Raw genomic sequence first — 22,147 nt, 5'->3', positions numbered from 1 at the left:
ATGTCACCTCGCCGGCACCCTCACCCCAATGCCGGAACCGGTCGCCATATTGTGCACAACCTGCACGCTCACGTGCTTTTCGTCACCGAGTACCGACGGAACACGTTCACCGACGCCATGCCGACCCGCACCGAAGAGATCACGCGGGAGGTCTGCGCCGACTTCGCGGCCGAGCTGAAACAGTTCAACGGCGAACAGGACCACGTCCACCTGCTCCCGAGGTCAGAGGGCGGCGACGGACTTAGCCAGATGCTCTACCGATTGAGCTACACCGACCCTGAGTCGATGACGGGACTCGAACCCGCAACCGTCCGATCCGAAAGAAGTAACCGTTGCCTGCGCACCGGGCACCCACCAAGTCGCTGCGCCTCCCGAGATCAAACCGGCGGCGGCATCGGTTCTTTTTACAGAAGAAGTAGCCGCCGCCTTCGCACCGGGAGGTGCGTGACGTTGTGATCTCACTGTAGGAGGCTCGGTGACAGCCCGGCGAGCGAATTAATCACCGCTTCTGGCGCTTCCAGGGGCCGTTGACGGCGAGCATGATGCCCGGTTCCTGGATGTTGGCGTAGAGGGTCTTTCCGTCGGGCGAGAAGGTGACACCGGTGAACTCGCTGAATTCCGGCTCGTCCTCGGTGCCGATGTTCAGGTCGTTGCGGGCGATCGGGTAGGTGTGGCCGCTGTCGGTGGCGCCGAACAGGTGCTGGATCCCCTCGCCGTCCTCCGCGATGATCAGGCCGCCGTACGGGGAGACGGTGATGTTGTCCGGGCCGTCGAGGGCGCCGTCCTCGGAAGGGTCGGCGTTGACGCCGAGCAGCACCTTGAGGGTGAGGGTGCGGCGCTTCGGGTCGTAGAACCAGACCTGGCCGTCATGCTGGACGGGGCTCTCCTCACGGGCGTACGAGGAGACGATGTACGCGCCGCCGTCCCCCCACCACATGCCCTCCAGCTTGCGGGCGCGGGTGACGTCGCCCTCGCCGAACTGCTCGCGCACGGGGACCGTCCGCGCGTCGCGGTCCGGGACGTCCACCCAGTCGACGCCGTAGACGGTGCCGACCTTGGTGGCGCGGGAGAGGTCGTCGACGAAGTGGCCGCCGGAGTTGAAGCACCTGGGGGCCTGGAGGACACCGGCGTCGTCGGTCAGGGTACGGAACTTGCGGGGGCCGTACTCGAATCCCCGCGGCGGGGTCCAGCGGTAGAACAGGCCGTTGGGCTCGTCGGCGTCCTCGGTGAGGTAGGCGTGGCCGCGCCGGGGGTCGATGACGACGGCCTCGTGGTCGTACCGGCCGAAGAACTTCAGCGGCTTGGGCGCGCGGTTGGCGCGCCGGTCGCACGGGTCGACCTCGAAGACGTAGCCGTGGTCCTTGGTCATGCCGTTCTCGCCGGCCCGGTCGGAGTTCTCCTCGCAGGTCAGCCAGGTGCCCCAGGGGGTGGAGCCGCCGGCGCAGTTGTTGGCGGTGCCGGCGATGCCGACCCACTCGGCGACGCGGCCGTCGGGGCGCACCTCGACCACCGTGCAGCCGCCGGGGGCCGCGGGGTCGTAGACCAGGCCCTCGGCGAGCGGCACGGGGTGGTCGTAGTCGGAGCGGGGGCCGTCCATCTCGTGGTTGTTGACCAGGAGGGTGGTGCCGCGCGGCCCGGCGAAGGCGGCGGTGCCGTCGTGGTCGGCGGGAGTGAACTCGCCGGAGTCCAGCCTGGTCCGGCCCGCGTGGGTGAGGACGCGGTAGGAGAAGCCGGCCGGCAGGGCGAGGATGCCTTCCGGGTCGGGCAGGAGCGGGCCGTATCCGACCCCGCCGTGCCGGGCGGCGGACCCCTCCTCGCCCGTGGTCTCCGTCTCGGCGGACGCGAGGGCGCCCGGCGCGCTGGACAGGGCGCCCACGCTGCCCGCGAGCACGACTCCGGTTCCGGCGATCGCGGTGGTCCTGGCGAAGTCCCTGCGTGTGAGCGACATGCTGTCTCCTGTGACGGGGGGAGTGCCATGGGGGGTGGGGCGGACCTCGGGTCGGCGCAACGGTGGCGCCCCGCGGTGAACGCCGTTTGAACACCGGGCGACTGCGCAGGGCCCGCTTCCGTGAATCCGCACGAACCGTCACCGGCCGGCCACGCGAACCGACCGGAACCCGTCCGGACGGCCTCCCCGGCCCGCCGGACGGCCTCCCCCCGCCCCTCGGCGCCCCTCAGGCGGGCCGTGGTCAACCCCTTTGCTGGGAGCGGGCCTTGAAGGCGGACTTGCGGGCCTCCTTGGCGATCCTCTTGTCCGGGTGGATACGCCCCATCGCCTCCAGGACGTCGGCCGTGGCCGGGTGGTCGACCCTCCAGGCCGCAGCGAAGAAGCCGCCGTGCTGCTCGGCGAGCCCTTCGACGAGGGCGTTCAGCTCCTCGGAGTTGCCCTCCGCGGCGAGCTGCGCGGCCAGGGTGTCCACGGTGAGCCAGAAGACCATCGTCTCGGACGGGGCGGGTACGTCCGCGCAGCCGTGCTCGGTCAGCCAGACCCGGGCGAGACCGCCGAGCTCGGGGTCGTCCAGGACCTCCCGCAGGGCGGGTTCGGCCTCGGCGCCGACGAGGGACAGCGCCTGCTGGCAGCGCAGCCGGCGCAGCGGCGCGCCGGGGTCCGCGCCCCGGGCGGCGGCGAGCAACTCCCGTGCGGCGGCGAGCGGTTCGCGGCGGTTCAGCCACTGCTCGGTCTCGGCCTGCGCGGCGCGCGGCCCGAAGCCGGCCGTGCCGTCGAGCAGCGCGTCGGCGCCCTTGTCGGCCAGCTCGCCCACCAGGGGCGCCTCGACGCCGTCCTCCAGCAGGCGTGTCCGCAGCCCGTACAGACCGAGCGGGGTGAGCCGGACCATGCCGTAGCGGGAGACGTCCGTGTCGTCGCCGGCGGCGGGTTCCTCGGCGTCGGCCATCAGCTCCTCGTCGACCGGCCGGTACTCCACGAGCCCCACCGGCTCCAGCACCCGGAACTGGTCGTCCAGCCGCATCATCGCGTCGGACACCCGCTCCAGGACGTCGTCGGTGGGCTCGGTCAGGTCGCCGGGCGCGATCACGGAGGCGGCCAGCGCGGGCAGCGGCACGGCCGCGGGGCCGGGGCCGTCCTCGCTGACGGTGAGCAGGTAGAGGCTGCCGAGCACACCGTCGAGGAACGCGGCCTCCCCTTCGGGGTCCCAGCCCAGGCCGGCGGGGTCGACCGGGCCGCCCGCGTCCATCGCGCCGAGCAGGTCGTCGAGGTCGGGAACGCTCGCGTCGGCGAGCACCGTCTCCAGGGCGCCCCGCCAGACGGCGAGGATGTCGTGCGGGGAGCCGCCGGTGATCCGCGCCAGCTCCTCACCCTGGGTGACCGTGCCGGCCTCCTCGTCGACGATCTCGATCAGCCCGGTGTCCACGCCGACCCGCCATGCCTCGCTCGCCGACGCGTCCGCGTCGGCCCCGCTCAGCCCGAGCGCCTCGGCCGCGTCCGGCAACTGCTCGTCGACCAGTCCGCCCCCGGCGTCCACACGGGTGGCGGGGCCGGCCCAGCGGGCGAGCCGCACGGCCCGCGACAGCACCGGGGTGGCCAGCGCGTCCCGCGCCAGTTCCGCTTCGGAGGTCAGCCGCACCGGCGGCAGGGAGGAGGTGTCTGACATCGGGGGGATCTCCTAGGACGACTCGCAGGCCGTACGTCACTCTGCATGTCGCACGGCCGCCGGAAGCCGTCGTACGACTCGGTCACTCAGCCTAGACGGATTTGGGCCCATGCCGCCCGGTTCATCTCGCCGCCGGGTGCCGTACATGGGCCGAACCTTGACAAGTACCGGGCCCGCACAGGAAATTGACGCGCGTAGAAGTTGGGCGGACAAGTGTTCACTACCGTCCCCGGCTGCTTTGCGCGTCGCCACCGTTCCACGCTCCGTCCTCGTCCTGGCGCCCACGAACGTCCCCGGAGGGATCCCCTTGCCGAGCAAGTCTTCCGCGCGCCTCGCCGCGCTGACCGTCGCCGCCGTCTGCTCCGCGGCGTCCACCGTCGTCATCGCCTCGCCCGCGCGGGCCGAGGCGGTGCGCATCCACGACATCCAGGGCAGCACGCGGGTGTCTCCCTACGCCGGACAGCAGGTCACGGACGTGGCCGGGATCGTCACCGGCGTCCGCGGCTACGGCTCGTCGCGCGGCTTCTGGATCCAGGACACCGCCGCCGACGCCGACCCGGCCACCAGCGAGGGCGTCTTCGTCTTCACCGGCTCCACCCCCAAGGTCGCCGTCGGCGACGCGGTGACCGTGTCGGGCACGGTCACCGAGTTCGTGCCCGGCGGCGCCTCCTCGGGCAACCAGGCGCTCACCGAGATCACCCGGGCGACCGTCACCGTCGTGTCCAGCGGCAACCCGATGCCGGCCGCCACGGTGATCGACGCGCGATCCGTGCCGAACGCGTACGCCCCGGCCGGCGACACCGCCGCGAACGGTTCCGTCAATGGCCTGACGCTGCGGCCGACGAAGTACGCCCTGGACCACTACGAGTCCCTGGAGGGCATGAACGTCCGGGTGACCGACACGCGCGTGGTCGGCGCGACCGACCCGTTCACCGAGCTGTGGGTCACCGTCAAGCCGCGCGAGAACACCAGCCGGCACGGCGGCGCCGTCTACGGCTCGTACGGCGCTCAGAACACCGGCCGGCTCCAGATCCAGTCCCTCGGCGCGGTCGCCGACTTCCCGGACGCGAACGTCGGCGACGTGCTCGCCGGCGCCACGACCGGCCCGCTGGACTACAACCAGTTCGGCGGCTACACCCTCGTCGCGAACGAGCTCGGCACCCTGAAGCAGGGCCGCCTGGAGCGCGAGACGACCCGCGAGCAGCGGCGCGGCGAGCTGGCCGTGGCGACGTACAACGTCGAGAACCTGGACCCGTCCGACGCCACCTTCGCCGCGCACGCCGCCGCGATCGTGAACAACCTGCAGTCGCCCGACATCGTGTCCCTGGAGGAGATCCAGGACAACAACGGCGCCACGAACGACGGCACGGTCGCCGCCGACGTGACGCTGGGCAAGCTGATCGACGCGATCGTCGCCGCGGGCGGGCCGGCGTACGAGTGGCGCTCGGTGGACCCGGTGAACAACGCCGACGGCGGCGAGCCGGGCGGCAACATCCGTCAGGCGTTCCTGTTCAACCCCGAACGAGTGTCCTTCACGGACCGCGCCGGCGGCGACGCGACGACCGCGGTGGGCGTGACGAAGGTGCGCGGCAAGGCGGCGCTGACCGTCTCGCCCGGCCGGATCGACCCGGCGGACACGGCCTGGACGAACAGCCGCAAGCCACTGGCCGGCGAGTTCGTCTTCCGCGGCGAGACGGTCTTCGTGATCGCCAACCACTTCAACTCCAAGGGCGGCGACCAGGCACTGACCTCGCAGTACCAGCCGCCGGCCCGGAGCTCGGAGACCCAGCGCCACCTTCAGGCGACCGCGGTGAACACCTTCGTGAAGCAGGTCCTGGAGACCCAGAAGAACGCGGACGTGGTCACGCTCGGCGACATCAACGACTTCGAGTTCTCCGACACCGTGGAACTGCTCGAAGGCCGGGGCGAGCTGTGGTCGGCGGTCAAGTCGCTGCCGAGGAGCGAACGTTACTCGTACGTCTACCAGGGCAACAGCCAGACGCTGGACCAGATCCTGATCAGCCCGTCGATCCGGCGCGACTGCGACTTCGAGTACGACAGCGTGCACATCAACGCCGAGTTCCACGACCAGATCAGCGACCACGACCCGCAGGTGCTGCGGTTCCGCCCGTAGCAGGTCGCGCTCCTCGTCAGGGCCGGCTGAACACGCCGTTCAGCCAGCCCTGCCAGGCGGCCTCGTCGTCCTTGGCGTCGGCGCCCGGGGCGAAGTCGTGCACGCTCATGCCGACGACATGGCCCCAGTGGTTGCGTCCGAAGAAGCGCAGCAGCGCGTCGTCGGTGCGCAGGCCGATGAAGTACGGGTCGCGGAAGTCGAGGACGGCGTCGAGGAGCCGGCCCTCGGGTCCGCGCACCTGGACCCGCCCGCCCACGGCGGAGCCGTCCGTCAGTCCGAGCGCCCGCCCGACCGCCTCCAGGGCGTCGGGCGTGCCGGAGGTCCCGGGCCCGTCGAAGGTGGCGAAGGCGGTCACCGGCCGGCCGCCGAACGCCGTGAGGTACTCGCGCAGGGTGTGCAGATAGAACCCGGTGTGCTTGCTCGCGCCGTCGTACTGGTTGTCCCAGTCGTCGACGAAGATCCCGCTGTGCACGTACCGCACCCAGGCCCGCCGCCCGTCGTCACGGGGTTCGACGGTGTAGTCGAGCTGGTTGAGGGTCTGCTCGGAGATCCCCTCGACGTCCTCGACACGGTTGGCGTAGCGGTGCGGCGGGTCCCAGACGACGACCTCGGAGCCGAAGGGCCCCCTGCCGCCCTCGCGGGGCTCCGGCGCCTCCATCGGCCACAGCCAGCCGCCGGTGCCGCTGGTGACGGCCTCCCACACCTGCTCGGGCGTGGCGTCGACCTCGAACTCTCGGGCGATCTCGAATTCCTTGGACATGGTGTGGCTCCTGAGTGGCGGCGGCACGGGCGGGGCCCGCGGTGCGCTAACTGTCGATTTCCGGGGCGGCCTGCTGGGGCTTGACCGTGGGATGGACGGCCACGACGATCCGGTGGTCCCGGCCGCCCTCGGCGTCCGGGGCGTCGTACTTCCGGATCAGCGCGCTCACGCCCGCGGTCAGCTCCTCGACGAACGCCGCCCGGTCGGCGGCCGAGGCGAACCGCACCTCGCCGTCCAGCGCGTACGTCGCGAGCCGCTTGCGGGCCTTCGTCGCACCCGTGACCAGCGTGCCGACGTCCCGCACGAGCCGAGCGCCGAGCGCGAGAAGCCAGCGCGCGGACAGCTGGTCCCGGAAGCGGTCCGGGTCCGGCTGCACCGCGGCCAGGGCGAGCGGCGAGATCACGTACGACGCGGCGGTCGCCCGCATCAGCCGCTCGGTGACGTTGCCCTTGCGGCGCTCTCCCGCGAGCTCGACCAGGCCGTGCCGCTCCAGCGTCTTGAGGTGGTAGTTCACCTTCTGGCGGGGCAGCCCCACCTGGCCGGCCAGCATCGCGGCCGAGGCGGGGCCGTCGGCGAGCCGGGCGAGCAGCGCGGCCCGGACGGGGTCCAGACAGACGGCTGCGGCCTCGGGGTCCTCGATCACGGTCACGTCCAGCATGGGTCCACCGTCTCACCGAAAACTTTTTTTGTCCAGACTGCTGAAGTTGTCGGTGTGGTCGGTGACAGGAGGCAGGCTGGCCGCCGGTGAAACGGCGCAGGCCGGCCGGTGTCTCCACCGGCCGGCCTGCGCGCTCGCACCGCACCCGGGCGGCGCCACCCGGCGCCGCGGTCACCTACCGTCCGCCGCGCCGCCGGCGCATCACCGCCGCCGCGACGACCAGCGCACCGGCCACCACGCCCGCCGCCAGAACCGGCCCGGGGTGCCGCAGCCCGGCGAGGGCGAGGGTGCGCACCGGCTGCGGTACGGCCGCGTGCTCCACGGTCTCGGTCGCCCTCACCGCCCGGCCGTGCACCGCGTCGTTCGCCCGCGCGGCCCTGCCCTGGACCGTGTGCGTGGCCTCGACGGCCCTGCCCTGCATCGTGTGCGTGGCCTCGACGGCCCTGCCCTGCACCATGTGCGTGGCCTCGACGGCCCTGCCCTGCATCGTGTGCGTGGCCTCGACGGCCCTGCCCTGTACGGCGTGCCCCGCCCGGGCCGCCTTGCCCTGGACGGTGTGGCCGGCCTGCGCCGCGGTGCTGCGCAGCTGGACGGTCATCGCCCCGGCCTTGTCCTTCAGGTCGGCGGCGCGCGCCATGGCCCGCCCCTTCACATCGGCCCTGGCCGCCAGCTCCTCGATGGTGTCGCCGAGTTGGCCGCGGGTCTGCTCGATCTGCCGGCGCAGTTCGTCGGGCCCCTTGGCGCCGGAGCCCGGCGTCGTCCTGTCGGTCATCGATGCACCCTTTCCTTGATCACCTCGACATCGGCCCTGACACTCCCGAGGGCCACCTCGGGCGTGGGGGGTCCCGCCCGGCGCAGCTGCGCGCGGCCGGTCACGGCCAGCAGCACGGCGAGCGCGAAGAGCACGCCCGTGACGATCAGCGCCGCGGCCCAGACGGGCAGCGCCAGCGAGAGCGCGGCGGCGGCCGTGGCGGCGAGAGCGAGCAGCCCGGCGTAGGCGACGGCACCTGCGGCGCCGAGGAGCCCGCCACCACGGCCCGCGCGCCGACCCTTCGCGGCCAGCTCCTCCTTGGCGAGGCTCACCTCCTGCCGCACGAGCTGGGAGACCTGCTCGGTCGCCTGGCCGACGAGTACGCCCACCGAGTGGCGCTCCCCGGCCATGGGTCTGGCGTCCTGGATCCTGGTCACGGCGTGTCCGCCTCCTCTCGGTCCGGAACACCCGGGTACCCGCAGCGCCTCCCCCTACCCCTTCGCCACGTCCTCGCCCCCCGCCGGCCGAGAGGGTTTGGGAACCGGTCGAGGCGGGCCTGCAACAGCGCCGCCCCGGCGGCGAGTTCGGGTACGCCGGGACAGGCCGCCGGCCCCGCGGTCTCCGGGCCGGCCTGGCGGTCGCCGCCCGCCGACCGTCCGGGCCCTCGGAGGCAACCCCACCACCACCCGCAGCACCTCTCCCACCGGCCGGGCGAAGGAGCGGGGCGAGGGGCGGCCCCCGAGACAGGGCCACCCACCCTCTCATCACGAACACTTATACATACGTCGTAGAAAATTTAAGTGGAGCTACACGGTCGCCGGGCCGACACTACTCGCATGACGTATCCCTCTCCTCCCGTCCGGCCCTTCGGCCGCGCTCTCTGCGCGATGATCACGCCCTTCACCGAGGAGGGGGCCCTCGACCTCGACGGCGCGCAGCGGCTCGCCGACCGACTGGTGTCGCAGGGCTGCGACGGGCTGGTCCTCAACGGCACGACGGGCGAGTCGCCGACCACGTCCGACGCCGAGAAGGCGGCGCTCGTGCGGGCGGTCCGGGAGGCAGTCGGGGACCGTGCGGTCCTGGTCGCGGGCGTCGGCACCTCCGACACCCGCCACACGATCGAACTCACCCTGCAGGCCGAGAAGGCGGGTGCCGACGGGGCGCTGGTCGTCACCCCGTACTACAGCCGGCCCCCGCAGGACGCCGTGGAGGCGCACTTCCGCGAGGTCGCGGACGCGTCCGGCCTGCCGCTCGCGCTCTACGACATCCCGGCCCGCACCGGCACCCGTATCGAGCCGGAGACCCTGATCCGGCTCGCGGACCACCCGCGTGTCGTGGCCGTCAAGGACTGCTCGTACGACTTCCTCGGCACTCAGAAGGTCATGGCCCGCACGGACCTGGCGTACTACGCGGGCTGCGACGAGCACGTCCTCGCGTCGTACGCGGTGGGCGCGGCGGGCTGCGTCAGCACGGTGGCGAACGTGATCCCCCGTCACATCGACGCGATCCTCTCCGCCTTCGACGCGGGCGACACGGCGGGAGCGGCCCGCCGTCAGCGGCAGGCCACGCCCCTGATCGAGGCGATGATGTCCGCCGGCCTCCCTGGCACGGTCACGGCCAAGGCCCTCCTGTCCGCCTTGGGGCTCCCGTCGGGCCCGGTCCGCCGCCCGTTGCGTTCCGCGGACGCGGGAGCGACGGCGGAGCTGCTGTCGGCGTACGAGGAACTGGCCGCGTGCGGGGAACCGGCCGGTTGCTCACAGTGAACTGGCCGCGTCCGGGCGCCGCCCCGCACGCGCGACCTGATCGCCTCCGCCGGCCGGAAGACCGGGCCCGCGCCGCCCGCCATGGCGACGGGCGGCGCGGGCGGTTCAGCCGACGCCGTTCTCCGTCGTCCGCTCGTCGCCGAACAGACGGAAGTGCTCCAGGACGTCCTCCGCGGGATCATCCACCTGGCCCAGGTTGACCAGGCCGATCCGGGGACCGTTGTGCGATCCCATGTTGGTCTCGTCGGCGTACGCGACGCCGGCCGGGAGCCAGCACACCGTCGCCGCGGCCACCACACCGGCCAGCCGACGCGCCACGATCCCCGCCCACTCGTTCGTCATTGCTCAGTCCTCTGTCTCACCGTCGCGGCGTCCGACCGGACACCGGGTCCACCCCGTTCATCTACCTGAAGCCGCTATAGGTAACGGAGGGTAATCCTTTTAAGTGATCGTTTTCGGCGACCATGACCGTCGACCAGGACTGTTCCGCGGGTGACGCCCGACGGACACGCGACCCACGACCCGCCTCGGGGTCCGCACCGGCGGCGCTGCGGTGTTGACGGGGTTCGCACCCGCCTCATGCCTTCGATCGAGGCCGTTCCGCCGGTGCGCGGCCGAAGCGGACCACACCGCCGTCGCCCGGACAGGCCCTACGCCGACCGGGGCCACGACCACGACAAGTGCCGTCGGCAGCTCCGGACTGTCGGGCCTGGCCTGCAACATCGTCTGCCGGCGACGACTGTCGGCCGGTCAGCGCCGCCACTCATAGGCACCGGGGGAGGTCTCCGCAACCTCCTGCGGCCAGACCGCCCGGACACGCCGCAGTCGTTCGTGGTGGTCATCGGCCCACCCATCGGCCAGACGCACCGGGACACGGACGGACGTCCTCGATGCGGCCGAGTCCGCCACCACAACCACCACGACCCCGTTCTCACGGGAAGGTTCAAGTCGGATCTCGGCGTTGCGCCCGTCGTCCATCCAGACGACGTCCCGGCCGGCCGCGAGCGCGTCCACGGCCTGCGACCAGCTGTCCAAGTCCTCCGGGGCCAGACACACATCCAGACGTCCCCGGGCGAACCCGCTCGTGACGACGATCTCCGCGTCGAGGAAGTCATGCCAGGGCAGTACCCCAGGCATGCTGCGGCCCAGCACCCGAACCTCAAGACCGCTCTCCCCGTCGGTCAAGCGGACGAGATCCACAATGGTGCCCTCGGCCATCCCCGCCCCCACCACTCGCATCGACTGCCCCGTCCTGATGCACCCACATCAGCCCGCGGCCCACACGCGGTATTCCGTCAGGCCGTGGCAGCGGAAGCCGCTATTACGGGCAGGCCCACAGACGGCCCGAGTTGCGGCAGGCTCACAGGCCTTGACCTCTCGCCCCATGACAGCTCCCGTGCAATCCCTCTCCGCACCGACCTGTCGTTGCGCCTGCGCCCTCGGGCAGTTCGGCGCGCCGTGAGCCAAGCGGCGCCCGGCTCAACAGCAGTGGATCTTCGCTACAGCCTGGCGGAAGTCCCCGGTCGTGAATGCCCTGACCGGGATCGTGAAGTACAACGTTCCGGCGTCACCCCAGCCCCATCCGAGGTCCGCGTCCTCCGCCAGCTGAAGCAGATGGACCGCGGGGCCGTCGTCCTCGCGGGAGGTCACCTTGAGCGTGTACGAAGTGTCCGGCCAGCCAAAGGCACAGTGACTGCCGGCGGTGTTCCCGTCGAGATCCCCCATCTCGCTGAGGATGAGCGATGTCGCGCCCCAGTGCTGTCCCTGGTCGAACTCGACGTCCTCGTCCTCGACATCCCAGCAGTCCGGAAGCATGGTGAGCTCAGCTGCGTGCACAGGTACGGCCGGATAGCTTCTCGCCGGTACAGGTGCCCGCGTCTCGACCGCGCGTGCCGGATCGGCGGGAATCACGCGGTACGCCTCGGGTCCGAACGCATCCAGATTGCGGTACTCCTCGTACGGCAAGTCTGGATCAAGGTAGAAGAAGTTGAGCAAGCCTGGCCGTACGGGCAGTTCGTCGCCCAGCCACGCAGCAAGGGCATCGGTATCGAGCACTGCGTGCAGGGACAACGGGACCCCGCTCAGCTCGGGCCAGGCAGTGCCCGGTTCCAGCAGTGCCGCCCCGCCAAGGCGGCATTGCCCAGTGGCGTGCACATCGCCCATCGGTCGGACCAGCTGAAAGCCACGGCGGGCCATGGCGGCGAACTGTCGGCCGGGCTTCTCACCGAGCCGTTCGGTGCATACACGGCTCAAACCGGCAAAGTCATCGAACCGCATGCCCGGGTCTCCTCGCATTTGATGCCGTACAGCTCCGTCGGACGGCCCCGACCGAAGGTCAGCCGCTGAGTCACTCGACCCCGCCCCTGATGCGGCGCACACGCGCCCGCGCCCTCCCGGGACGCCCGAAGGCAGGTCCCGGAAGGGCGCTCCACGATGACCGATGCAGCCGACTACCCCCAGTCCGGCGGCAGGTCACGGCGTCGATCGGCCGTCCGGCGTCAGTTGTGGCTGTGCAGCACCTCGTTCAGGCCGCCCCACTCCGCGTTGTTCGGGCGGGCCTCCACCGTGCCCGTGACGGAGTTGCGGCGGAACAGGATGTTGGAGGCTCCGGAGAGTTCGCGGGCCTTGACGATCTGGCCGTCGGGCAGGGTGACGCGGGTGCCGGCGGTGAGGTACAGGCCCGCCTCCACCACGCAGTCGTCGCCGAGCGCGATGCCGATGCCGGCCTCGGCGCCGACCAGGGAGCGCTCACCGATGGCGACCCGCTCCTTGCCGCCGCCGGACAGCGTGCCCATCGTCGACGCGCCGCCGCCGATGTCGGTGCCGTCGCCGACCACGACGCCCTGCGAGATGCGGCCCTCGACCATCGAGGTGCCGAGGGTGCCGCCGTTGAAGTTGACGAAGCCCTCGTGCATGACGGTGGTGCCCGCGGCGAGGTGCGCGCCGAGACGGACACGGTCGGCGTCGGCGATACGCACGCCGGCCGGTGCCACGTAGTCGGTCATGCGCGGGAACTTGTCGACACCGAACACGCTCAGGTGCAGGCCACGCGCGCGGGCGGCCAGACGGACGGTCTCCAGCGTGTCGACCGCGACCGGGCCCAGGGAGGTCCAGGCGACGTTGGCGAGCAGGCCGAAGACGCCGTCGAGGTTGGCCTCGTTCGGCTTCACCAGACGGTGCGAGAGCAAGTGGAGGCGCAGGTACGCGTCGTGGGTGTCGAGCGGCTTGTCCTCGACCGACGAGATGACCGTGCGGACCGCCACGACCTCCACGCCCCGCACCTCGTCCTTGCCCAGGGCCGCGACGCCGTGCTCGCCGAGCAGTTCGGCGGTGCGCGTCTCGTCGAGGCGCTCGGTACCGGCCGGTCCGGGTTCGGCGGACAGCTCGGGCGCGGGGAACCAGGTGTCGAGAACGGTGCCGTCGGCGGCGATCGTGGCGAGGCCGGCGGCCACGGCGCCGGTGGTGCGAGGAGCAGTCGTGTCGGTCATGAGGGCAACCTAACCGGCGCGGGGCCACGGAGGCGAACCAGCGCGGTGATGTCTCAGGTGACGGGCGGGATGCCAGCGCCGGCAGCGGGAGGGACGACCCCCTCGGCCCCGCGAGCGACGACCGCGTCGGCCGCCGGAGGGACGACCCGCCCCAGCACCTCACGGGCCCACCCTTCGTCGTACGCCCTCCCCGTGAGCAGCACCTGAAGACAGATCCCGTCCATCAGCGCCACCAGCGCCCGCGCGGTCACCGGGTCCGTGCGGCGGGCCAGGTGTCCGGCCACGTCCTCGGTCCACTCCGCGGCCACCGGCCTGAGCGCCGGGCGGCGCAGCGCGGCGAGGTAGAGCTCGTACTCCAGTTCTACGCCCGTGGGGTCCCCCGCGAGCCACTCCCCCAGCAGTGCCGCCAGTTCCGCCGGCAGGTCGGCCCGCGGGTCCGTCAGCGCCTCGCGCCCGGCGAGCAGAGCGGCGAAGCCCTCGTTCGTCTGCCGCAGCGCCGCCACCAGCAGGTCGTCCAGCGTCTTGAAGTGGTACGTCGTCGAACCGAGCGGCACGTCCGCCTCCGCCGCGACGGTCCGGTGGCTCAGCCCGGCGATCCCCTTGGCGCCGACCACCCGGATCGCCGCGTCGATGATCCGCTGCTGCCGCTCGGGGTCGTACCGCCGGGCCATCAGTGCGCCCCGCCCAGGTTGAGCACCACGACGCCCAGGACGATCAACGCGATGCCCGCCGCCTTTGCCACGCTCATCCCCTCCCCGAGGAACAGCATCCCGATCACGGCGATCGCCGCGGTGCCGGCGCCGGACCAGATCGCGTACGCCGTGCCGACGGAGACGGTCTTCAGGGTCTGCGCCAGCAGCGCGAACGCGACCACATAGCCGAGGCCGGTGATCAGTGAGGGTCCGAGCCGGGTGAAGCCGTGGCTGTACTTCATCGCGGTGGTGGCGGCCACCTCGGCGGCTATGGCGCCGGCGAGCAGAAGGAATCCCATGTGTACGAGAGTACACAACGTTATGTACACCTGTACGCAACGCCGTTCGGCGGAACCGGGACGGCTCCGGGAACGGCTCGGGGAATGGCTCGGGGAATGGCTCGGGAAGCGGCTCGGGAAACCGCTCCGGGATCGAAAGGGAAACGCTTGCCGCATCAGGCCCCGCGGGCGTCACGGCATCCACTACTGTGCGAGCGCTCCACCGGCCCCTCGTGGCCGAGCCCGTCCCCCGTGCGCCCCGGAGGAACCGCGCATGCCGGAAAGTCCCACCCCGTCCCCGCGGCAGCCGTGGGAGGAGAACTGGTCCCCGGACACCTCCCGGGTCCCCGGCACGCGGCGCCTCTGGCTGGCCGGCGCCCTGGCCGCCGCCACCGTCGTCGCCTGCGTGACCGCGGTGACCGTCATGGACCCTCGTTCCGACGGAGTGTCGTCGGAGAACAGGCCGGCCGGCGCGACGGCACCCGGCCTGATCTCGTTCGCCAGCCCCTCCACGACGGGCCGCACGACCACACCCCCGGGCAAGAGCGCCCTGACGTCCGCCCACGCCTCAAAGGCCCCCTCGGGCCGGCCGAGCGGCAGCCCCGCCGAGCCCCCGGCGCCCGGCGCGACGACCTCGCGGCCGCCCACGAGTTCGGGTGACCTGCGATTCGTCCGTTCGCTCAACTACCCCGACCACTACTGGCGCGTGAGCGACGGTCAGGTCGTCCTCGGCACAGTCACCTCGTCCTCGGCCCGCCGAAGCGCCGGTTTCAGGCTCGTGAAGGGCCTGGCCGACCCCTCCTGCCACTCCTTCGTGACAGCCGACGGCGCGTATCTCCGCCACCGCGACTTCGTCCTGCGCGCCGACGGCCACGACGGCTCACGCCTGTTCCAGCGGGACGCCACCTTCTGTCCCCGTTCCCTCGGCCGCTCCGGCGCCGTCGCCCTGGAATCCGTGAACCACCCCGGCCACTTCCTTCGCCACCGGAACTTCCGGCTGCGTCTGGACCCGTCCCAGCACGACGAAGGATCCTCCGGCGACACGGCGTTCCGTCTGGAGACCGACGTGACGGGGTCCGGGTACGGGTACGGGTACGGGTACGGGTACGGGTACGGGTACGGGTACGGCGACCACGGCGACCACGGCGACCACAGCGACCACAGCGACGACGACGGCTACGACGACGGCGATCACGGCTACAACGACGATCACGACTACGCCGACGGATACGGGTCCGGGTACGGGTCCGGATATGGCTACGGATCCGGGTACGACAGTGGCCCCCGGCACTGACACCGGGGGCCACTGAAGAGAACCTGCGAGGACGACCTCAGACGTTGAAGCCGAGCGCCCGCAGCTGGTCACGGCCGTCGTCCGTGATCTTGTCCGGGCCCCACGGCGGCATCCAGACCCAGTTGATGCGCAGCTCGTTGACGAGGCCGTCCGTGGCGGACTTGGCCTGGTCCTCGATGACGTCGGTGAGCGGGCAGGCCGCCGAGGTCAGGGTCATGTCGAGCGTCGCGTTGTTCGCGTCGTCGATGTGGATGCCGTAGATCAGGCCGAGGTTGACGACGTCGATACCCAGCTCGGGGTCGACCACGTCGTACAGCGCCTCACGGACCTCTTCCTCCGAGGCCGGCTTCATCTCAACGGTCTCGCTCATGCCGTCTTCCTTTCGGCGTCGGCGTCGGCATCCAGTGCCTGGGCCGTCGCGTCCTTCCACGCCATCCAGCTCAGGAGGGCGCACTTGACCCGGGCCGGGTACTTGGAGACTCCCGCGAACGCGACCGCGTCCTCCAGGACGTCCTCCATCGCGTCGTCCGGTTCGATCTTCCCCTTGGACTGCATCAGCTCCAGGAAGGTCTCCTGGATCCGCTGCGCCTCGGCGAGTTCCTTGCCGACGAGGAGTTCGTTCAGCACGGAGGCCGAGGCCTGGCTGATCGAGCAGCCCTGGCCCTCGTACGAGACGTCACTGATCGTCGAGCCGTCGTACTTCACCCGCAGGGTGATCTCGTCGCCGCAGGTCGGGTTCACATGGTGTACCTCGGCGTCGCCGTCCCGCAGACCACGCCCGTGAGGGTGCTTGTAGTGGTCCAGGATGACTTCCTGGTACATGGAATCCAGTTTCACCGTGTGTGCACGCCCCTCAGCCGAAGAAGTTCCGTACGTGCTCCAGCCCGTCGACCAGAGCGTCGATCTCGGCCGGCGTGGAGTACAGATAGAACGACGCTCGCGTGGTCGCAGGAATTCCGTAGCGCAGGCATACCGGGCGGGCGCAGTGGTGGCCCACGCGGACCGCGATGCCCTGCTCGTCCAGCACCTGGCCCACGTCGTGCGGGTGGATGTCACCGAGGGTGAAGGAGATCGCGGCGCCGCGCTCCTCGGCCGTGGTCGGGCCGATGATGCGCAGGTCGGGGACCTCCGTCAGGCGCTTGACCGCGTACTCGGTGAGCGCGTGCTCATGGGCGAGGATCTTGTCCATGCCGATCGAGTTGAGGTAGTCGATCGCCGCGCCCAGACCGACCGCCTGCGCGATCGGCGGGGTGCCCGCCTCGAACTTGTGCGGGGCCGGGGCGTACGTCGACGAGTGCATCGACACCGTCTCGATCATCTCGCCGCCGCCGAGGAACGGAGGCAGGTCCTCCAGCAGCTCCTGGCGGCCCCACAGCACGCCGATGCCCGTCGGACCGCACATCTTGTGACCGGTGAAGGCCACGAAGTCGGCCTGGAGGGCCTGTACGTCCATCGGCATGTGCGGAGCGGCCTGCGAAGCGTCGATGCAGACCAGCGCGCCCACTTCCTGCGCGCGGCGCACTATCGCCTCGACCGGGTTGTGGGTGCCCAGGATGTTGGAGACCAGCACGAAGGAGACGATCTTCGTCTTCTCGGTGATGACCTCGTCGATGTTCGAGAGGTCGAGCCGGCCGTCGTCGGTCAGGCCGAACCACTTCAGCTTCGCGCCCGTGCGCTGCGCCAGCAGCTGCCACGGCACGATGTTGGAGTGGTGCTCCATCTCCGTGATGACGATCTCGGTCTCGTGGTCCACGCGGTAGGGCTCGTCGGCCCAGCCCAGCATGTTCGCCACGAGGTTGAGCGACTCCGAGGCGTTCTTGGTGAAGATCACCTCGTCGCGGGAGGGCGCGTTGACGAACTCCGCGACCTTGTCGCGCGCGCCCTCGTACAGCGCCGTGGCCTCCTCGGCGAGCACATGCACACCGCGGTGGACGTTGGCGTTGTAGCGCTCGTAGTACTCGTTGAGGGCGTCCAGCACCTGACGCGGCTTCTGCGAGGTCGCCGCGTTGTCCAGGTACACGAGCTTCCGGCCGTCGTGGATCTGTCGGTCCAGGATGGGGAAGTCCTTGCGGATCGCCTCGGTGTCGAGGAGGCCCGGCAGCTGTGTCACGCGGATGCGCCACCCTTCGTGTCGACTTCGTCGAGCTTCGCATAAGCCTCGTAGCCCTCGTTCTCCAGCTTGTCGGCGAGCTCGGCGCCGCCGGACTCGACGATGCGGCCGGCGGAGAACACGTGGACGAAGTCGGGCTTGATGTAGCGCAGGATGCGCGTGTAGTGCGTGATCAGCAGGGTGCCGACCTCGCCGGTCTCGCGGACGCGGTTGACGCCCTCGGAGACCACGCGCAGCGCGTCGACGTCCAGACCGGAGTCGGTCTCGTCGAGGATCGCGACCTTCGGCTTGAGCAGCTCCAGCTGGAGGATCTCGTGGCGCTTCTTCTCACCGCCGGAGAAGCCCTCGTTGACGTTGCGCTCGGCGAAGGCGGGGTCCATGTTGAGGCGCTCCATGGCCTCCTTGACCTCCTTCACCCAGGTGCGCAGCTTGGGGGCCTCGCCGCGGACCGCGGTGGCGGAGGTGCGCAGGAAGTTGGAGACCGAGACGCCGGGAACCTCGACCGGGTACTGCATCGCGAGGAACAGGCCGGCGCGGGCGCGCTCGTCGACGGACATCTCCAGGACGTCCTCGCCGTCGAGGGTGACGGTGCCGCCGGTGATCGTGTACTTCGGGTGACCCGCCAGCGAGTAGGCGAGGGTCGACTTGCCCGAGCCGTTGGGGCCCATGATGGCGTGCGTCTCGCCCTGCTTCACGGTGAGGTCGACGCCCTTGAGGATCTCCTTCGTGGCGTTGTCGGCCTCGACGGTGACGTGCAGGTCTCGGATTTCAAGCGTTGCCATGGGTGCCTCAGGACTCCTGGGTGAGGGAGACGAGCACGTCGTCCCCTTCGATCTTTACGGGGTATACGGGAACGGGGCGCGTCGCGGGGAGGCCGGACGGCTTGCCGGTGCGCAGGTCGAACGACGATCCGTGCAGCCAGCACTCGATCTGGCAGTCCTCCACCTCGCCCTCGGAGAGCGAGACGTTCGCGTGCGAGCAGATGTCGTGGATCGCGAAGACCTCGCCCCCGGTGTGCACGAGCGACACCGGCGTGCCGTCGAGTTCCACCCGCTTCGGGGTGTCCTCCTCCAGCTCGCTCAGTGCGCACGCGCGTACGAAGGTGGTCATCCGACCGATGCCTCCAGCTCCTCGTCGATCTTGGCGAGCAGACGCTCCTCGATGTCCGGGACACCGATCTGCTGGACCAGCTCGGCGAAGAAGCCGCGGACGACGAGACGGCGGGCCTCGCGCTCCGGGATCCCGCGGGCCATCAGGTAGAACAGCTGCTCGTCGTCGAAGCGGCCGGTGGCGGACGCGTGACCGGCACCGACGATCTCGCCGGTCTCGATCTCCAGGTTCGGCACCGAGTCGACCCGCGCGCCGTCCGTGAGGACGAGGTTGCGGTTCATCTCATAGGTGTCCGTGCCCTCGGCCTTGGCCTCGATCAGCACGTCGCCGATCCACACCGCGTGCGCCGCGTCGCCCTGGAGCGCGCCCTTGTAGACGACGTTCGACTTGCAGTGCGGGGTGTTGTGGGTGACCAGCAGGCGGTGCTCCTGGTGCTGCCCGGCGTCCGTGAAGTACAGGCCGAGGAGTTCGGCCTCGCCGCCGGGGCCGGTGTAGTGGACGCGCGGGTGCAGGCGTACGACGTCACCGCCGAAGGTGACGACCACGGACTTGAAGGAGGCGTCGCGGCCGACGAGGGCGTTGTGCTGGGCCACGTGCACGGCCTTGTCGTCCCAGTCCTGGACGGAGACGACCGTGAGCTTGGCGCCGTCACCGACGAGGAACTCGACGTTGGCGGCGATCACCGCGTCACCGGTGTGGTCGAGGATGACGACCGCCTCGGCGAAGGCACCCAGCTCGACGACCTGGTGGCCGTAGGCGGTGCCGCCCTGGCCGTGCACGGCGAGCCGGATGGGCTCGGTGAGCTGGGTGTCCTTGGGGACGGACACCACGAACGCCTTCTCGAACGAGCTGAAGGCCTGGGCCGCTACCCGGTCCACGGGCTTGCCGGACCGGCCGACCCGGGGGTCGTCACGACCGACGGTCTCCTGGGTGACGCCGGCGGGGGTGGTCACCTCGACCCGGATGCCGCCGTCGGCCACGGCCGTACCGTCGTGGAGGCCGCGCAGGCGCTCCAGCGGAGTGAACCGCCACTCCTCCTCACGACCGCCCGGAACCGGGAAGTCCGCCACGTCGAAGGACGGGGGCGCGCTCATGCGCGTGGCGACGGTCGACTCGGCGGCCACCGCGATCTGGCCGGCGGTGGTGGATCCCACCGGGAAATTCTGAGCCTCAGCCATGGCTGTCGGTCTGCTCTCTTCCTACGTCAGAAATCTGCTGCTGCTTGTCGGGAGGGCGGTCAGCCGACCGCGCCCTCCATCTGCAGCTCGATCAGCCGGTTGAGCTCCAGGGCGTACTCCATGGGCAGCTCCTTGGCGATCGGCTCGACGAAGCCGCGCACGATCATCGCCATCGCCTCGAACTCGCTCAGACCGCGGCTCATCAGGTAGAAGAGCTGGTCCTCGGAGACCTTGGAGACGGTCGCCTCGTGGCCCATGGACACGTCGTCCTCGCGGACGTCGACGTACGGGTACGTGTCCGAGCGGGAGATGGTGTCGACGAGCAGCGCGTCGCAGAGCACGTTGGACTTCGAGCCCGGGGCGCCCTCGCCGATCTCGATCAGACCGCGGTAGGACGTACGGCCGCCACCGCGGGCCACCGACTTGGAGACGATGTTGGACGAGGTGTTCGGAGCCATGTGGACCATCTTGGCGCCGGCGTCCTGGTGCTGCCCCTCGCCCGCGAAGGCGATGGACAGGGTCTCGCCCTTGGCGTGCTCGCCCATCAGGTAGACGGCCGGGTACTTCATCGTCACCTTGGAGCCGATGTTGCCGTCGACCCACTCCATGGTCGCGCCCTCGTAGGCAACGGCGCGCTTGGTGACCAGGTTGTAGACGTTGTTCGACCAGTTCTGGATGGTCGTGTAGCGGCAGCGGGCGTTCTTCTTGACGATGATCTCGACCACGGCGCTGTGCAGCGAGTCCGACTTGTAGATCGGGGCGGTGCAGCCCTCGACGTAGTGCACGTAGGCGCCCTCGTCGACGATGATCAGGGTCCGCTCGAACTGGCCCATGTTCTCGGTGTTGATCCGGAAGTAGGCCTGGAGCGGGATCTCGACGTGCACGCCCGGCGGCACGTAGATGAAGGAGCCGCCCGACCACACGGCGGTGTTCAGCGAGGCGAACTTGTTGTCGCCGACCGGGATGACCGTGCCGAAGTACTCCTTGAAGAGCTCCGGGTGCTCCTTCAGCGCGGTGTCGGTGTCGAGGAAGATGACGCCCTGCTCCTCCAGGTCCTCGCGGATCTGGTGGTAGACGACCTCGGACTCGTACTGGGCCGCGACGCCCGCGACGAGGCGCTGCTTCTCCGCCTCCGGGATGCCGAGCTTGTCGTACGTGTTCTTGATGTCCTCGGGCAGGTCCTCCCAGGACTCCGCCTGCTTCTCCGTGGAGCGCACGAAGTACTTGATGTTGTCGAAGTCGATGCCCGACAGGTCCGAGCCCCAGTTCGGCATGGGCTTCTTCTCGAAGAGCTTCAGGCCCTTGAGGCGCAGCTTGGTCATCCACTCCGGCTCGGACTTCTTGCCCGAGATGTCAAGGACGACGGCCTCGCTCAGGCCACGCTTCGCTGCGGCACCGGCTTCGTCGGAGTCGGCCCAGCCGTATTCGTACTTGCCCAGACCCTCGAGTTCGGGGTGGGCAGTCTCCGTGGGGAGAGTCATGCGGGGTTCCTCCCGGCCGTGCTTGCAGTGTTGTCGGTCTTGGAAGACTTGGAAGTCCTGGGAATGAACGTCGTGCAGACGCCGTCGCCGTGCGCGATGGTGGCCAGCCGCTGGACATGCGTCCCGAGCAGCTCGGCGAAGACCTCCGTCTCCGCCTCGCACAGCTGCGGAAACTGCTCGGCGACATGGGCGACCGGGCAGTGGTGCTGGCACAGCTGTTCGCCCGTGGGCGCGCTGCGCGCCGTAGCAGCGTACCCGTCCACGCTCAGGGCCTTGGCCAGTGCTTCCGCGCGCTCCTCGGGGGCCGCCGAGGAGACGGCCTCGCGGTACGCGCCCGCCTGGGCGGCCATCCGGGCGCGGGCGAAGGCGGCGACCGCCTCCTCGCCGCCTTCCCGCTCCGCGATCCAGCGCAGCGCGTCGGCGGCGAGCTTGTCGTAGGACTGGTCGAAGGCGTCGCGGCCGCAGTCGGTCAGGGCGAACACCTTGGCGGGGCGGCCGCGCGTGCGCGCTCCGTAGACCCGCTGCTCGCGCGGCTCGACCACGTCGTCGGCGACCAGCGCGTCCAGGTGCCTGCGTACGGCCGCCTGGGTGAGTCCGAGTCGTCCGGCGAGGTCGGCGACGGTCGACGGGCCGTGGTCCAGGATGGATCGCGCGACCCGGTTGCGCGTCGAGCGCTCTCCGGTCGCGAGCTCCTCCTGAGGGGCCCCCGTGGGGGTCTCCCGAGCCTCGCCGACGTTTTTCACAACGCCATTGTTGCGTAATTCCTCTGAGCCTGACAAGCGGCAGCCGATCCACCGGACGGTGCCCTGCGTCACTTAGGTTTACCTAAGCTGACCTGC

At 70.6% G+C, this 22,147-nt stretch carries 23 protein-coding genes and 1 pseudogene; 4 read left to right on the top strand and 20 right to left on the bottom strand.

Going from position 1 to position 22,147, the window contains the following annotated elements; all coding sequences use genetic code 11:
• A pseudogene (gene tnpA / locus ACWCPM_RS16280) lies at positions 1 to 216 on the top strand (IS200/IS605 family transposase); the annotation flags it as partial.
• A 283-nt stretch (positions 217 to 499) separates the two neighbouring features.
• Here the strand turns inward: tnpA and ACWCPM_RS16275 are convergent.
• Both ACWCPM_RS16275 and ACWCPM_RS16270 read right to left on the bottom strand, forming a co-directional pair.
• Positions 500 to 1,948, bottom strand: a complete 1,449-nt coding sequence (locus ACWCPM_RS16275; protein WP_450976827.1) for an alkaline phosphatase PhoX — start codon at positions 1,946 to 1,948, stop codon at positions 500 to 502.
• Positions 1,949 to 2,189: 241 nt separating this feature from the next.
• Positions 2,190 to 3,611 carry a hypothetical protein gene (locus ACWCPM_RS16270; RefSeq protein ID WP_450976826.1) on the bottom strand — a complete coding sequence of 474 codons (1,422 nt, stop codon included), beginning with the start codon at positions 3,609 to 3,611 and terminating at the stop codon, positions 2,190 to 2,192.
• Between the two features lie 307 nt (positions 3,612 to 3,918).
• Here ACWCPM_RS16270 and ACWCPM_RS16265 point away from each other — a divergent pair, with 307 nt between their 5' ends.
• Positions 3,919 to 5,745 carry an endonuclease/exonuclease/phosphatase family protein gene (locus tag ACWCPM_RS16265; RefSeq protein ID WP_450976825.1) on the top strand — a complete coding sequence of 609 codons (1,827 nt, stop codon included), beginning with the start codon at positions 3,919 to 3,921 and terminating at the stop codon, positions 5,743 to 5,745.
• Positions 5,746 to 5,761: 16 nt separating this feature from the next.
• On the opposite strand, the gene ACWCPM_RS16260 is transcribed toward ACWCPM_RS16265, so the two are convergent.
• The 4 genes from ACWCPM_RS16260 to ACWCPM_RS16245 form a co-directional block, all read right to left on the bottom strand.
• Positions 5,762 to 6,505: an SRPBCC family protein gene (locus tag ACWCPM_RS16260; RefSeq protein WP_450976824.1), complete on the bottom strand. Its 744-nt coding sequence runs from the start codon at positions 6,503 to 6,505 to the stop codon at positions 5,762 to 5,764.
• A gap of 46 nt (positions 6,506 to 6,551) precedes the next feature.
• Positions 6,552 to 7,163 (bottom strand): ArsR/SmtB family transcription factor, encoded by a 612-nt coding sequence (locus ACWCPM_RS16255; RefSeq protein WP_450976823.1) that lies wholly within the window; start codon positions 7,161 to 7,163, stop codon positions 6,552 to 6,554.
• Positions 7,164 to 7,338: 175 nt separating this feature from the next.
• Positions 7,339 to 7,935, bottom strand: coding sequence for a DUF3618 domain-containing protein (locus tag ACWCPM_RS16250; RefSeq protein ID WP_450976822.1), 597 nt, complete (start codon positions 7,933 to 7,935; stop codon positions 7,339 to 7,341).
• On the bottom strand, positions 7,932 to 8,324 hold the full coding sequence (locus ACWCPM_RS16245; RefSeq protein ID WP_450976923.1) for a phage holin family protein: 393 nt from the start codon (positions 8,322 to 8,324) through the stop codon (positions 7,932 to 7,934). Before ACWCPM_RS16245 ends, ACWCPM_RS16250 begins: the two co-directional genes overlap by 4 nt.
• 426 nt (positions 8,325 to 8,750) lie before the next feature.
• Between ACWCPM_RS16245 and dapA the strand changes: the two genes are divergently transcribed.
• Positions 8,751 to 9,677: a 4-hydroxy-tetrahydrodipicolinate synthase gene (gene dapA, locus ACWCPM_RS16240; RefSeq protein WP_450976821.1), complete on the top strand. Its 927-nt coding sequence runs from the start codon at positions 8,751 to 8,753 to the stop codon at positions 9,675 to 9,677.
• Between the two features lie 105 nt (positions 9,678 to 9,782).
• Here dapA and ACWCPM_RS16235 read toward each other — a convergent pair whose 3' ends face one another.
• The 6 genes from ACWCPM_RS16235 to ACWCPM_RS16210 all read right to left on the bottom strand — a co-directional run bounded on the left by ACWCPM_RS16235 (position 9,783) and on the right by ACWCPM_RS16210 (position 14,156).
• Positions 9,783 to 10,019 (bottom strand): hypothetical protein, encoded by a 237-nt coding sequence (locus ACWCPM_RS16235; RefSeq protein ID WP_450976820.1) that lies wholly within the window; start codon positions 10,017 to 10,019, stop codon positions 9,783 to 9,785.
• Positions 10,020 to 10,427: 408 nt separating this feature from the next.
• On the bottom strand, positions 10,428 to 10,895 hold the full coding sequence (locus ACWCPM_RS16230; RefSeq protein WP_450976819.1) for a DUF5959 family protein: 468 nt from the start codon (positions 10,893 to 10,895) through the stop codon (positions 10,428 to 10,430).
• 261 nt (positions 10,896 to 11,156) lie between these two features.
• Complete coding sequence (locus ACWCPM_RS16225) at positions 11,157 to 11,954, bottom strand: DUF1963 domain-containing protein (protein ID WP_450976818.1); 798 nt, start codon at positions 11,952 to 11,954, stop codon at positions 11,157 to 11,159.
• Positions 11,955 to 12,175: 221 nt separating this feature from the next.
• A complete protein-coding gene (gene dapD / locus ACWCPM_RS16220; protein WP_450976817.1) occupies positions 12,176 to 13,165 on the bottom strand; it encodes a 2,3,4,5-tetrahydropyridine-2,6-dicarboxylate N-succinyltransferase in 990 nt (329 codons plus the stop codon).
• 53 nt (positions 13,166 to 13,218) lie between these two features.
• Positions 13,219 to 13,836: a TetR/AcrR family transcriptional regulator gene (locus ACWCPM_RS16215; RefSeq protein ID WP_450976816.1), complete on the bottom strand. Its 618-nt coding sequence runs from the start codon at positions 13,834 to 13,836 to the stop codon at positions 13,219 to 13,221.
• Complete coding sequence (locus ACWCPM_RS16210) at positions 13,836 to 14,156, bottom strand: DMT family transporter (RefSeq protein ID WP_450976815.1); 321 nt, start codon at positions 14,154 to 14,156, stop codon at positions 13,836 to 13,838. Before ACWCPM_RS16210 ends, ACWCPM_RS16215 begins: the two co-directional genes overlap by 1 nt.
• A 253-nt stretch (positions 14,157 to 14,409) precedes the next feature.
• Here ACWCPM_RS16210 and ACWCPM_RS16205 point away from each other — a divergent pair, with 253 nt between their 5' ends.
• A complete protein-coding gene (locus tag ACWCPM_RS16205) occupies positions 14,410 to 15,429 on the top strand; it encodes an AbfB domain-containing protein (protein ID WP_450976814.1) in 1,020 nt (339 codons plus the stop codon).
• A 37-nt stretch (positions 15,430 to 15,466) separates the two neighbouring features.
• Here the strand turns inward: ACWCPM_RS16205 and ACWCPM_RS16200 are convergent, their stop codons facing one another.
• The 8 genes from ACWCPM_RS16200 to ACWCPM_RS16165 are packed head-to-tail and all read right to left on the bottom strand — an operon-like array spanning position 15,467 to position 22,051.
• Positions 15,467 to 15,799 (bottom strand): metal-sulfur cluster assembly factor, encoded by a 333-nt coding sequence (locus ACWCPM_RS16200; protein ID WP_450976813.1) that lies wholly within the window; start codon positions 15,797 to 15,799, stop codon positions 15,467 to 15,469.
• Positions 15,796 to 16,266, bottom strand: coding sequence for a Fe-S cluster assembly sulfur transfer protein SufU (gene sufU, locus ACWCPM_RS16195; RefSeq protein WP_450976812.1), 471 nt, complete (start codon positions 16,264 to 16,266; stop codon positions 15,796 to 15,798). Before sufU ends, ACWCPM_RS16200 begins: the two co-directional genes overlap by 4 nt.
• Before the next feature lie 16 nt (positions 16,267 to 16,282).
• Positions 16,283 to 17,539, bottom strand: a complete 1,257-nt coding sequence (locus ACWCPM_RS16190) for a cysteine desulfurase (RefSeq protein WP_450976811.1) — start codon at positions 17,537 to 17,539, stop codon at positions 16,283 to 16,285.
• Positions 17,536 to 18,321 carry a Fe-S cluster assembly ATPase SufC gene (gene sufC / locus ACWCPM_RS16185; RefSeq protein ID WP_450976810.1) on the bottom strand — a complete coding sequence of 262 codons (786 nt, stop codon included), beginning with the start codon at positions 18,319 to 18,321 and terminating at the stop codon, positions 17,536 to 17,538. Before sufC ends, ACWCPM_RS16190 begins: the two co-directional genes overlap by 4 nt.
• 7 nt (positions 18,322 to 18,328) lie before the next feature.
• Positions 18,329 to 18,649, bottom strand: coding sequence for a bifunctional 3-phenylpropionate/cinnamic acid dioxygenase ferredoxin subunit (locus ACWCPM_RS16180; protein ID WP_450976809.1), 321 nt, complete (start codon positions 18,647 to 18,649; stop codon positions 18,329 to 18,331).
• Positions 18,646 to 19,827 (bottom strand): Fe-S cluster assembly protein SufD, encoded by a 1,182-nt coding sequence (gene sufD / locus ACWCPM_RS16175; RefSeq protein ID WP_450976808.1) that lies wholly within the window; start codon positions 19,825 to 19,827, stop codon positions 18,646 to 18,648. The genes ACWCPM_RS16180 and sufD overlap by 4 nt, the downstream gene beginning before the upstream one ends.
• Before the next feature lie 59 nt (positions 19,828 to 19,886).
• A complete protein-coding gene (gene sufB, locus ACWCPM_RS16170) occupies positions 19,887 to 21,308 on the bottom strand; it encodes a Fe-S cluster assembly protein SufB (RefSeq protein ID WP_450976807.1) in 1,422 nt (473 codons plus the stop codon).
• On the bottom strand, positions 21,305 to 22,051 hold the full coding sequence (locus ACWCPM_RS16165) for a helix-turn-helix transcriptional regulator (protein WP_450976806.1): 747 nt from the start codon (positions 22,049 to 22,051) through the stop codon (positions 21,305 to 21,307). The genes sufB and ACWCPM_RS16165 overlap by 4 nt, the downstream gene beginning before the upstream one ends.
• Positions 22,052 to 22,147: the final 96 nt, after the last annotated feature.

This window comes from Streptomyces sp. NPDC002309 (assembly GCF_053593375.1).
The sequence above is the reverse complement of the archived record's forward strand: the minus strand, read 5'-3'. Positions and strand labels throughout refer to the sequence as shown.

Bases quoted from the DNA above. Each gene is read 5' to 3' on its own strand.
- ACWCPM_RS16275 (WP_450976827.1), bottom strand. From the start codon at position 1,948: ATGTCGCTCACACGCAGGGACTTCGCCAGGACCACCGCGATCGCCGGA.
- ACWCPM_RS16270 (WP_450976826.1), bottom strand. From the start codon at position 3,611: ATGTCAGACACCTCCTCCCTGCCGCCGGTGCGGCTGACCTCCGAAGCG.
- ACWCPM_RS16260 (WP_450976824.1), bottom strand. From the start codon at position 6,505: ATGTCCAAGGAATTCGAGATCGCCCGAGAGTTCGAGGTCGACGCCACG.
- ACWCPM_RS16255 (WP_450976823.1), bottom strand. From the start codon at position 7,163: ATGCTGGACGTGACCGTGATCGAGGACCCCGAGGCCGCAGCCGTCTGT.
- ACWCPM_RS16250 (WP_450976822.1), bottom strand. From the start codon at position 7,935: ATGACCGACAGGACGACGCCGGGCTCCGGCGCCAAGGGGCCCGACGAA.
- ACWCPM_RS16245 (WP_450976923.1), bottom strand. From the start codon at position 8,324: ATGGCCGGGGAGCGCCACTCGGTGGGCGTACTCGTCGGCCAGGCGACC.
- dapA (WP_450976821.1), top strand. From the start codon at position 8,751: ATGACGTATCCCTCTCCTCCCGTCCGGCCCTTCGGCCGCGCTCTCTGC.
- ACWCPM_RS16235 (WP_450976820.1), bottom strand. From the start codon at position 10,019: ATGACGAACGAGTGGGCGGGGATCGTGGCGCGTCGGCTGGCCGGTGTG.
- ACWCPM_RS16230 (WP_450976819.1), bottom strand. From the start codon at position 10,895: ATGGCCGAGGGCACCATTGTGGATCTCGTCCGCTTGACCGACGGGGAG.
- ACWCPM_RS16225 (WP_450976818.1), bottom strand. From the start codon at position 11,954: ATGCGGTTCGATGACTTTGCCGGTTTGAGCCGTGTATGCACCGAACGG.
- dapD (WP_450976817.1), bottom strand. From the start codon at position 13,165: ATGACCGACACGACTGCTCCTCGCACCACCGGCGCCGTGGCCGCCGGC.
- ACWCPM_RS16215 (WP_450976816.1), bottom strand. From the start codon at position 13,836: ATGGCCCGGCGGTACGACCCCGAGCGGCAGCAGCGGATCATCGACGCG.
- ACWCPM_RS16210 (WP_450976815.1), bottom strand. From the start codon at position 14,156: ATGGGATTCCTTCTGCTCGCCGGCGCCATAGCCGCCGAGGTGGCCGCC.
- ACWCPM_RS16205 (WP_450976814.1), top strand. From the start codon at position 14,410: ATGCCGGAAAGTCCCACCCCGTCCCCGCGGCAGCCGTGGGAGGAGAAC.
- ACWCPM_RS16200 (WP_450976813.1), bottom strand. From the start codon at position 15,799: ATGAGCGAGACCGTTGAGATGAAGCCGGCCTCGGAGGAAGAGGTCCGT.
- sufC (WP_450976810.1), bottom strand. From the start codon at position 18,321: ATGGCAACGCTTGAAATCCGAGACCTGCACGTCACCGTCGAGGCCGAC.
- ACWCPM_RS16180 (WP_450976809.1), bottom strand. From the start codon at position 18,649: ATGACCACCTTCGTACGCGCGTGCGCACTGAGCGAGCTGGAGGAGGAC.
- sufD (WP_450976808.1), bottom strand. From the start codon at position 19,827: ATGGCTGAGGCTCAGAATTTCCCGGTGGGATCCACCACCGCCGGCCAG.
- sufB (WP_450976807.1), bottom strand. From the start codon at position 21,308: ATGACTCTCCCCACGGAGACTGCCCACCCCGAACTCGAGGGTCTGGGC.